Here is a 9,818-nt window from a genome sequence, read left to right as displayed (position 1 = left end):
CCTTAATCCTTCCAGTTCAGGATGATGGATCACGTTAGACTCTGCTATTACTAATTCTCCCATGAAATCCATGAGAATGGTACCTCTATCTTCCACCTTCCAAAAAATGAATCGGTTGGTAAGAGACTTACAAAAACGTTCGCAAAAAAGATTGGATTTCAAGATCGGCGGAGAAGATACGGAAGTAGATAAATCCGTAGTAGAGATCATCCAAGATCCGATCATCCATCTATTAAGAAATTCTATCGATCACGGTCTAGAAACTCCGGAAGAAAGAGCGGAACTAGGCAAAAAAGATAAAGGAATCATCCGCTTACAAGCAAGGCAATCCGCAAACGAAGTCTGGATCCTAGTAGCGGATGACGGACGAGGGCTTGATCGAGAAAAGATCATTAATAAAGCCAGAGAAAAAGGTATCTTAAAAGGAAATCCAGATGAAATGAGTGATAAGGAAGTTTTCCAGCTCATATTCACTCCAGGATTCTCTACCGCAGAAAAACTCACTGATATTTCCGGCAGAGGTGTCGGAATGGATATCGTTCTTCAAAATATCAAAAAGCTAAACGGTAAAGTAGAGGTACGCTCAAAAAAAGGAGAAGGCACCACTTTCATTTTAAGAATTCCACTTACTTTAGGGATTATCGAAGGAACAGTTTTCGAAGTGGGAGGAACTTATCTCACTTTACCTACGATAGAAATCAGTGAATTGGTCAGTCTAAAAGATCAAAAATTAATCCATCCTTATAAGGACCAAGAGGTCTTGGACTTAAGAGGGATCTATATACCTGTAATACGGATCAATGATCTACTCGGGCTCAGGGAAAAGTTAGAATATAAAAGTAAAAACCCTGTCTTGATCATTTTGGAGAATGAGGACAGATTTTTAGGCATACTCGTGGACGAAGTATTAGGAAATCAGAATATTGTGATCAAACCTCTTTCTTCTTCCATCCAAAAGGCCAAAGGTGTAAACGGATTTACTATCTTAGGTAATGGAAGAGTAAGTTTGATACTCGATACCAAATTCCTATTCGAAAAATTCCATGGCAATGCAGCCTCTACATCTAGCGGCGAAAACTCAAATTTAAGTTTGGAAAAATTGGCCTAAATTAGAATGATTAGAGTGTATATCATAGACGATAATCGGATTGTCCGTGAGATAATTGCCTCCCAATTGCAAGATGATCCTAGATTCACAGTGGTCGGTTCTTCTACTGCAACTGAGGCAATGAAAGAAATTCTAAAAGCAAAACCGGATGTGATCACCTTAGATGTGGAAATGCCTGATATTAGTGGGATAGAATTCCTACAATGGCTTATGCCTAAATTTCCTATTCCAGTTATCATGCTTAGCTCCTTCACAGAAGCAGGAGCCAAGGTAACATTAGATTCTTTGCAAGCAGGAGCCTTAGATTTCGTCCAAAAAGCGGACGGAAGTGAAGAAGATTTCCTGAGAATGATGCTGGAACTTAAGAATAAGATCCGAGCCTGCGCCAAAACAAATGTTTCCGATGTATTAAATAGAAATCAAAAGTCCTCTCAAACAAAAGCTCGTGACTCATCCGTAGTTTCTAAGATTAAACTGATTGCGATCGGGGCTTCTACAGGCGGAACACAAGCGATAGAATATTTACTTCGAAATCTCCCCGGAGAACTCCCTCCTATTTTGATCGTACAACATATGCCTGAATATTTCACGGGGATGTTCGCAGAAAGATTGGATTCCGTTTCTCCTCTAAAGATCCAAGAAGCCCAAGAAGGCCAGAGCATCGCAAAAGGGAACGTGTATGTAGCAAGAGGAGATCATCACATGGAGCTTGGGGATCCTCCATATTATAATATTCGAATACATAAAAAGGAGAAGGTTACAGGACATAGACCTTCCGTGGACGTATTATTTCATTCAATTTCAAAATCCCCATTAGCTTCTTTTTGCGCGGCATTCCTTCTCACCGGAATGGGAAAGGATGGAGCAAAAGGACTCAAGGCACTTTCCGAAAAAGGTGCAATGACATTCGGACAAGACGAATCTACATCCGTAGTTTATGGAATGCCAAGAGAAGCTTTCGAGATGGGTGCAGTAAAAGAACAGATCTCATTAGACAATATCCCTGAAAAAATTTCAGAGTTATGTTTCGGAACAGCAAACAGTTATAATTAATCAAAGGTAAGGTAGAAAATGACTAAGATACTCTGCGTAGACGACGCTCCCACGGTTTTAAAACTTTTAGATTTCACTCTTACGGAAGAAGGTTATTCCGTATGTAAGGCAGCAGGCCCTGACGAGGCCCTTACTAAAATAGAATCGGAAGGTCCGTTCGACATAGGGATCTTCGACGTAAATATGCCCGGTAGGACCGGAATAGAACTCACTAAGGAAGTTTTAAGAACGGAAAAAGGAAAAAGTATGAAAATACTAATCCTGACTACCGAGTCCAGCGACGCAATGAAATCACAAGGAAAAGAAGCAGGTGCAAAGGGGTGGATGATCAAACCTTTTAACGATGAGGACCTTCTCGCAGCAGTAAAACATCTGATCGGTTCTTAAATTTTCCAATACAGTCTTTTTTTATCCAAAAAGAAAAGGATCGAAAACCATAAGATCAGCACGGTTATAGAATAAAGAAAGGAACTCAACTCCGGAGAATCTATCCAGCTTTTATAATATTCCTGGTAGATCAGATTTTTCAAAGGGATTTTTTTCCCTTCCGGAGAAGAGACCATAATTATATTTAAACTTCTGGCAAAAATCCCCGAACCGAAAAACACAAGCAGAGCATTCTTTCCGAAAGGAAGAAGAAAACTTTGCAAAGACCGGAATCCAAATCTATTAAATTTTTCTAAAATTAAAAATAAAGAAATAACAAGCAAGACCCAGCCTGCGGTCCATAAAGAATAAGTTCCGGTCCATAAACTTTTATTAATCGGATAATAAATTCCCCAAATTCCACCCACAAACAATACGACTAAAGAGCCCAATGCTATTTTTCCGGAAATAGAAAGAAGAGATTCCTCTTTCTCAGAAGAAACTTTTATAAATTCCCCTGCAAAAATCCCGCAGAATACTGAAACAACAGATGTAAAAGAAGTTAAAAGTCCTTCCGGATCCCAGACCTTACCGAATTTCCATAGATGTGCTTGGCCAAAAATTTCTCTATCTATCCAGGCTCCCCAATCCTTTCCTTCTTTCATGCTTGGCTCCAAAGCTCCGGGAGGAGGAACAAATTCCTGCAAATACCAGTAAGATATTAGTAATGTTAAAAATAGAAAGATCCTGAATTTTAGATTTTTTTCACGATATACAATCGCTCCGAAAAAATAAGCGAATCCTATTCTCTGTAAAACTCCAGGAAATCTAAGATTAGAAAAACTCCATTCTCCGAAAAAATTCAAAAACAATCCCAGAAAGATCAGGATAGATGCGCGTTTTAGTATTTTAGGAAATTCTTGTATTCCATTGGATACAGAGAAAGGAATAGAAGCACCGACCACAAAAAGAAAAAAAGGAAACACCAAATCAGTCGGAGTACATCCGTCCCATTTGGCATGTTTAAGAGGCCAATACATATTAGACCAGGTGCCTGGATTATTTACCAGGATCATCCCTGCCACAGTCAGACCTCTCAAAAGATCTATGGATAAGATACGGATCGGATTTTCGGATTTCAAATTATGAATACTACCAAAGGGACCGATGGAATTCAGTGAAACCCCAGACATCTTTGATCTGGACTTCCCTTCCTTTCTCCGGTCTAAAACTTCCTGAAAATTTTCCTACAAATTGTCTGAAATATAATTTAGTCCAGATCAGATTTACCTTTTCTCTTCTTTCTCCCTTTGGTTCGAATTCTAAACGAATACGTCCATCTTCGTCCCAAAGTCTCCATGGTTTATACGGATCTTTATGAGAAAAATCGAATATACATCTACTGACCCTTTGCCTTTCTGAATCGATCCAGTAAGCATTTTCCGGAAAGAAACTTTCATTAACTAGAGCCGCAAAATTGGCGCCTATCTTGGTCCTATCCGGAAGCACAGAAGAGAACGCAGCCCAATACCAATTTGTCTCCCTTCTTAAATAACCACCGGACCAATCGTAGACCATGGTGGTTCTGGAAGGATCTCGGACTAGTTCCTTCTTCTCATATTTTACACTGATACGATCAGGCACCAAAGGAGAACATTTTTCGGTGAATGTCCAACGACTTGGCTCGGAAGGATTTAGAACTCTAAGAGGATTATGAGTGATCAGAGAATATGGGAATTCTCCAGAGATCTCCAATTTATTTCCAAAGTTTGCATCGAGTAGAAGTTTTCCTTCGGAATGAGACTTTCGAATATTTAAGAAGGACTTCCCCTTTTTGAAAGAGATCTCGTATTCATCTGGATTAGCAGGGAATTTTAAGGCAAGACCTAAGTCGGGTCCTTTTACATCAAATTCATAGACCTTACCCTGATCGAATTTATACAGATACGCAAACACGTTATACGCATATCCAAGACTCACGGCCGCAATTCCGACCAAGCAGTCTTCCATCATGATCCCTAGATAATTGAAAGAATGGAAAGCGAACTTCTTTTTGAGCCCTTTGATCTCTTTTCCGAAAAAATCCAGAAGAGTAAAATCATGATGATTGAATTCGATCGGACCATCCCAAACTCCATAGTGTACTTGATTTTCGGGTCCGATAATTTTTTGCATAGATTTCGCTCGATTTTCGAACGCTTAGTTGAAAAATCAATGGGATTTCTACCTCATCAACCAAATCTGCTTTACAATTAACTTTTTCATACCAAGATCGACCTAACAATCGTTCGGGAATATCGGCATAACCATTCATGGGAGAAATCCAGAGCAAGCCAGCAGGAAGCAGAGAAATTCTCGAAGCTTCTGACTTAAAAACTCTGAAAGATAAAAAAACTTCCCGAGAGATCTCAGTTCTTCTCTATCGAGTTTTATTTCGAAGTGATGAGGTCCGGGGAGGCTCGGTTAAAGTAGTCAAAGAGACTTTTATCCGTACCCATTCCAATCACCCGGAACAATTCCCAATCCTAGACAGAGCCAAATTCGTTCGGGATATGATCTCGGTATTCAAGACATCTACCGTACTCAATCCTGAGAAGTTAGAGGCATTCTTTTCGTTTGTTCATGCTGCATTCCAGAATGAGATCAGATATTTATTAGGTAAGTCCACTCAGTTCACTTTCGATATCATGTTCCAAGTGATAGAATCTATCCTTCAAGAGATGAGTCACCCGGAAGACCAAAGAACTGTGGATGTAAAAGATAGGGAACTGATCTTAAAACATTTTAGAGCGTATAACGATCTTTCTAAATTTTTCAATAAGATGGGAACTTCTAAGGCAGTGATTGATAAGAAGGATGAGATCATCACCGAGATCTCTATCAATCATAAGGAGATCACAATTGTTTCTATCGAAAATATGTTCAGAAATATTTTGGCCCAGATACTTCTTTCCCGAAAGTATAATTGTGGGACTCTGATCGATAAATGGTCTACTGAATACGGCTTTGGCCCGGAACAGGCCCAGTCTATGAGAAATCATATCCAAGAAACCGCACCTCTAACCGATTTTAGGACACAATACGCAAACGCATTACGCGCCATTGGAACGGAAAATGATATGGACCTGATGTTCCTTAGGACCCTATCTAACTATTATTCGTCTTGGGTAACCCAAGTTTCCGAACAAATCCCCGCTTAAAAGAAGAGAAGCGCCGCAGCGTAAAACCGCGGCGCTCTTTAAAATTAACCTATTCTTTTTAAAGAATATCCTAGACTATAAGAAGCAGCAGCTAATCCATAATGGAATAGATCCACTCTAGGAAATCCTGCGATCGTTCCTACCGTTCCGATCACAAGTCCGGATAGAATGAAGAGCAAAGCACCTGCAATCCCGTACAATGCAGCCGTCTTATGAGAACCTTTGTATTTTTGGACACATACTACCAAAACAGCGATCAATGCAATTGCTCCGATCAAGGTGGCATATAAACCCAAAGGATAAAGATAACTTAATATAGCTAAAACCAATAGGATTAAGCTAAGAAGGTTCCAAGTTTTACCGTTTATCTTTCCGAAACCTGCATTAAAAAAAGCGATCCCGACCCAAGGAACTCCAACCACTCCCGCAATATGCACGATAGGTCTATAAATTGGGCTGATCCAATCTCCGCCCAAAAAGAAAACCACTCCAAGAAGAGCGCCTAATCCAATTAGAAAAAGACCGTAGGCTCCTCCTTTTTTAGAAACATTTCCTTTAGCGGAAGACTGGACGGAAAGACCGGCCCATACGGCGAAGATTGCCAATATTAAATCCGAAATAGCAGTACTAATTTGCATGACGAACAAAGAATCCGATCCGAATCAAAATGCAAGAAGGATTCGTTTTAAAATTGATTTTCATAGAGTCTTCTCTATTCTCAGGACGTTTTATTATGAGTTTGGACTCTTGGATCTCTGGAACAGATGGTATTCTTAAGGAAACTAAAAATCCTTATTCTGGCGGATGTATATTCGTTATCGGGATTTTGGCTTTCGGTGTATTCGGAAGTATTGCTTCTTTATTTTTCGGTGTATTGTTCTTAACGACAGAAGATAAACTCTTCCCAGGTTTCGGATTCTTTTTCTGCATTTCGCTCGTTACTATTTTTATCATTACGATGAGAAGTTACAGAAAAGCATCTCATATAGTTAAAACGATAGAAATCCAAACAAACACTTCTTTACTTTCCCTAAGAGAAACAGGCAAATCGGACGTAGAACTTCCACTTTCAGAATTTATATCCTATATGGTCTTATTCAGAGCAGAAAGATCCTCATCTACCGGGTCAAGCATCAATACGAATAGCACTTGGAAATACTGGGACTTATACTTGGTATATAGAGATGGAAGTTGTATTTTATTAGAAACTTTTAGAGATGGGAATTCCCTTAAACAAGGTTTAGAATTTTTTAAAACAAAACTTCCTTTGCCTGTTTTGGACAGATCAGATCTAAGACTTACCAATCCTGAATCAAAAAATATCCCTCATATACAAGATCCTAAAAAGATAGAACCTTCTGCTTGGGTCAAAACCGAATCGAAAGACCAAGGGACCAAAATAGAAATTATAGAACCTAAATCTATAGGAAAAACATTTATCACATTATTGGTCCCAGCCCTATTCTATGGAGCGTGGTTCACAGTCGTAAATTCTTTCTGGGAGAACTCCGGAAATCTGGTCTTTTTAATCTTCCTAGTCCCATTTTCTATTTTCTTTCTGGGAATTACTACTGTGATGACCGTCTTTATTCTATTCAAAAAAACGGAAGTAGTCGCAAATTCACTCGAATTAAAACTTCGTTATTCCACCAGGATACCTATCTTAAGCAGTTTATTATATAAGGAAAGAAGTATCCCGCTCTCTTCTATCCGAAATGTACGCACGATACGAATGGAACAAGACAATCAGATACTTTGTGTTGCATTAAAATCTTCTAATGGATTAAAACAGAGAACATTCTTGGATCTTTTGTATAATGTCCAGGGTGTTAATCTTTCCGGTAAACAACTCCCAGGGGATGCTGAACTTCTGGGAATTATAACCTTGGGATCTTGGCTTCCAAAAGGTCCCGGGTATAGTGACCTAGTATACGCGGAGAATGTATTGGAATCCGTTTTGGGCCTTAGGGAAGAGTCCCTAACATTCTCCGATTTGGCTCCTTCTACCAAAAAATAAAACCCTTTGTTTTAAATGTAGAATAGATCGGAATTAAAAACGAAGGAGTCTAAGGACAAGTATGCAAAATTTAACCTTAAATCAATCCATCCGACTCAATAACGGAGTAGAGATGCCGGTATTCGGCCTAGGGGTTTGGAAAACAAGATCCGGAAAAGAATGTATAGATTCAGTTTTGAATGCATTAGAATTCGGATACAGACATATAGACACTGCTAAAATTTACGGAAACGAAGCAGATGTGGGAGAAGCTATCAAAAAAAGCGGGATCCCAAGAAAGGAATTATTTATCACAACAAAACTATGGAATAGTGACCAAAAAAATCCGCGCAAGTATTTGGATGAATCCTTACAAAATCTAGGACTTGATAAAATAGATTTGTATCTAATCCATTTTCCTGTAGCGGGAACCAGAAAACAAGCCTGGAAAGAATTAGAAAAGGCCTATAAAGAAGGTTTAGTTCGAGCGATAGGGGTAAGCAATTATACAATCCCTCACTTACAGGAATTATTCGAGTACGCTGAGATTATTCCTACAGTAAACCAAGTAGAATACCATCCATTCTTAAACCAAAACGAACTTCTGAATACTTGCGAAAAAAATAATATAGTTCTGGAAGCATACAGCCCCCTTGCCCATGGCCAAAAAATTTCAGATCCAAAATTAATAACTCTTGCCGCAAAATACGGAAAAACCCCTGCTCAGATTCTTATTCGTTGGGCAATCGACAAAGGATTAGTTGTGATTCCAAAATCGGTTAAAAAAGAAAGGATATTGGAGAATTCCCAAGTATTCGATTTTAAACTGAACGAATCGGATTTGGCAGAAATGGAAACCTGGAATGAGAACTTCCGGACATGTTGGGATCCAACTGGGGCTTAAATAGACTTGGGTTTAGTCTCTTTTTTTGTTGACTTTTTTCTTTCTGGGATGTCTATACATTAATAGTTCAATCTTAAAGTATTATGGCCACTCATTATAAAGGAAAGCCTAGAGATATAAAGGTACTCGATGCCTATATCAAATTGAGTCGTTGTGCAGATTCTATTCGCACAATGGAGGAGAAATTCCTTAACCAGTATAATTTGACCAGCGGCCAATTCGGATGTTTGGAAACTCTTTATCATCTTGGTCCGATGTGCCAAAAAGAGATCGGCCAAAAAATATTTTCCTGTGAAGGAAATATCACACAGATCATAGACAACTTAGAAAAAAGAAGTTTAGTACTCAGAGTCAGAAGCGAAGAAGACAGACGTTATTTTATCATTAATCTTACCGACAAAGGAAAGGAACTTATCGGGACTTCTTTCCCTGATTATTTGGAGCAGTTGAAGGGCAAGATGTCCTGCCTCAGCGACGAAGAACTCAAAAATTTAGGACAGATCTGCAAGACTGTCGGACTCAAATCCGCGTAATATGAAGTAGGGATCTATGTTTTTCGGATTTTTCGGCCCATTACTTTAATAATAAACTATTAGACAATAGACTATATAAACACGAACCATTCAGGAGGTGAACGTGATTCAGAAAATTCTCAAAACGGACTCGGATATAACATCCTTAATTCTAAGGGTAACACTTGCAGTCGTGATGTTCCCACATGGAGCACAAAAGGTATTAGGCTGGTATGGCGGATATGGATTCTCCGGAACTTATGCATACTTAACCGGCGCAGGCTTCCCAGGTTTCTTGGTCATACTATTATTCATCGCAGAATTTTTAGGACCTGTCGGATTACTTTCAGGTCTTCTTACAAGAGTAGCTGCAGCAGGGATCGCGGTCGCGATGACAGTCGCAATACTTCCTCATGCAGAGCACGGTTTCTTTATGAACTGGGCAGGAAGCCAAAAGGGAGAAGGTTTCGAATTCCATCTATTGATGGTTGCAATCTCCTTAGCACTGGTGATCAAGGGAGGAGGAAAACTTTCCTTAGATGGAGCAATCTCCAAAAAGTAAAACGATTATATATACCTAACTACCAACTTCAGAGAGGTCTTCGGACCTCTTTTTTTTACCTAAAGAATGTTCTGATCTTTCGAATAACGTGCAACTTCCAGGACGAAAAATTGTTTT

11 protein-coding genes are annotated in these 9,818 nt (G+C 39.2%); 8 read left to right on the top strand and 3 right to left on the bottom strand.

Annotated features, from left to right (window positions below; translation table 11 throughout):
- The first annotated feature begins 106 nt into the window (after positions 1-106).
- Genes CH377_RS14280 through CH377_RS14270 form a run of 3 tightly spaced genes read left to right on the top strand, consistent with a single transcriptional unit; the run spans position 107 to position 2,548 of the window.
- Positions 107-1,108, top strand: a complete 1,002-nt coding sequence (locus CH377_RS14280) for a chemotaxis protein CheA (RefSeq protein WP_244283713.1) — start codon at positions 107-109, stop codon at positions 1,106-1,108.
- A 6-nt stretch (positions 1,109-1,114) separates the two neighbouring features.
- A complete protein-coding gene (gene cheB / locus CH377_RS14275; RefSeq protein WP_100724434.1) occupies positions 1,115-2,161 on the top strand; it encodes a chemotaxis-specific protein-glutamate methyltransferase CheB in 1,047 nt (348 codons plus the stop codon).
- 18 nt (positions 2,162-2,179) lie between these two features.
- The gene (locus CH377_RS14270; protein ID WP_100724433.1) at positions 2,180-2,548 is read left to right on the top strand and encodes a response regulator; all 369 of its coding nucleotides are present in this window, start codon (positions 2,180-2,182) and stop codon (positions 2,546-2,548) included.
- Here CH377_RS14270 and CH377_RS14265 read toward each other — a convergent pair.
- Both CH377_RS14265 and CH377_RS14260 read right to left on the bottom strand, forming a co-directional pair.
- A complete protein-coding gene (locus tag CH377_RS14265) occupies positions 2,545-3,720 on the bottom strand; it encodes an acyltransferase family protein (RefSeq protein ID WP_100724432.1) in 1,176 nt (391 codons plus the stop codon). The two genes, CH377_RS14270 and CH377_RS14265, sit on opposite strands and share 4 nt — an antisense overlap.
- Positions 3,680-4,702 (bottom strand): DUF2804 domain-containing protein, encoded by a 1,023-nt coding sequence (locus CH377_RS14260; RefSeq protein WP_100724431.1) that lies wholly within the window; start codon positions 4,700-4,702, stop codon positions 3,680-3,682. The genes CH377_RS14265 and CH377_RS14260 overlap by 41 nt, the downstream gene beginning before the upstream one ends.
- 137 nt (positions 4,703-4,839) lie before the next feature.
- Between CH377_RS14260 and CH377_RS14255 the strand changes: the two genes are divergently transcribed.
- Positions 4,840-5,727 carry an LIC_13029 family protein gene (locus CH377_RS14255; RefSeq protein WP_100724430.1) on the top strand — a complete coding sequence of 296 codons (888 nt, stop codon included), beginning with the start codon at positions 4,840-4,842 and terminating at the stop codon, positions 5,725-5,727.
- A 44-nt stretch (positions 5,728-5,771) separates the two neighbouring features.
- Here CH377_RS14255 and CH377_RS14250 read toward each other — a convergent pair whose 3' ends face one another.
- The gene (locus CH377_RS14250; RefSeq protein ID WP_243402050.1) at positions 5,772-6,332 is read right to left on the bottom strand and encodes a hypothetical protein; all 561 of its coding nucleotides are present in this window, start codon (positions 6,330-6,332) and stop codon (positions 5,772-5,774) included.
- A gap of 62 nt (positions 6,333-6,394) precedes the next feature.
- Between CH377_RS14250 and CH377_RS14245 the strand changes: the two genes are divergently transcribed.
- The 4 genes from CH377_RS14245 (at position 6,395) to CH377_RS14230 (ending at position 9,701) form a co-directional block, all read left to right on the top strand.
- The gene (locus CH377_RS14245) at positions 6,395-7,744 is read left to right on the top strand and encodes a hypothetical protein (protein WP_100724428.1); all 1,350 of its coding nucleotides are present in this window, start codon (positions 6,395-6,397) and stop codon (positions 7,742-7,744) included.
- A 61-nt stretch (positions 7,745-7,805) separates the two neighbouring features.
- Positions 7,806-8,627 (top strand): aldo/keto reductase, encoded by an 822-nt coding sequence (locus CH377_RS14240; RefSeq protein WP_100724427.1) that lies wholly within the window; start codon positions 7,806-7,808, stop codon positions 8,625-8,627.
- An 83-nt stretch (positions 8,628-8,710) separates the two neighbouring features.
- Complete coding sequence (locus CH377_RS14235) at positions 8,711-9,160, top strand: MarR family winged helix-turn-helix transcriptional regulator (RefSeq protein WP_100724426.1); 450 nt, start codon at positions 8,711-8,713, stop codon at positions 9,158-9,160.
- A gap of 103 nt (positions 9,161-9,263) precedes the next feature.
- Complete coding sequence (locus CH377_RS14230) at positions 9,264-9,701, top strand: DoxX family protein (protein ID WP_100724425.1); 438 nt, start codon at positions 9,264-9,266, stop codon at positions 9,699-9,701.
- The last annotated feature ends 117 nt before the right edge of the window (positions 9,702-9,818 follow it).

Source organism: Leptospira haakeii, assembly GCF_002812045.1.
Lineage (GTDB): Bacteria > Spirochaetota > Leptospiria > Leptospirales > Leptospiraceae > Leptospira_B > Leptospira_B haakeii.
This window is presented reverse-complemented; position numbering and strand designations above follow the sequence as displayed.

Bases quoted from the DNA above. Each gene is read 5' to 3' on its own strand.
- CH377_RS14280 (WP_244283713.1), top strand. From the start codon at position 107: ATGAATCGGTTGGTAAGAGACTTACAAAAACGTTCGCAAAAAAGATTG.
- cheB (WP_100724434.1), top strand. From the start codon at position 1,115: ATGATTAGAGTGTATATCATAGACGATAATCGGATTGTCCGTGAGATA.
- CH377_RS14270 (WP_100724433.1), top strand. From the start codon at position 2,180: ATGACTAAGATACTCTGCGTAGACGACGCTCCCACGGTTTTAAAACTT.
- CH377_RS14265 (WP_100724432.1), bottom strand. From the start codon at position 3,720: ATGTCTGGGGTTTCACTGAATTCCATCGGTCCCTTTGGTAGTATTCAT.
- CH377_RS14260 (WP_100724431.1), bottom strand. From the start codon at position 4,702: ATGCAAAAAATTATCGGACCCGAAAATCAAGTACACTATGGAGTTTGG.
- CH377_RS14255 (WP_100724430.1), top strand. From the start codon at position 4,840: ATGGGAGAAATCCAGAGCAAGCCAGCAGGAAGCAGAGAAATTCTCGAA.
- CH377_RS14245 (WP_100724428.1), top strand. From the start codon at position 6,395: ATGCAAGAAGGATTCGTTTTAAAATTGATTTTCATAGAGTCTTCTCTA.
- CH377_RS14240 (WP_100724427.1), top strand. From the start codon at position 7,806: ATGCAAAATTTAACCTTAAATCAATCCATCCGACTCAATAACGGAGTA.
- CH377_RS14235 (WP_100724426.1), top strand. From the start codon at position 8,711: ATGGCCACTCATTATAAAGGAAAGCCTAGAGATATAAAGGTACTCGAT.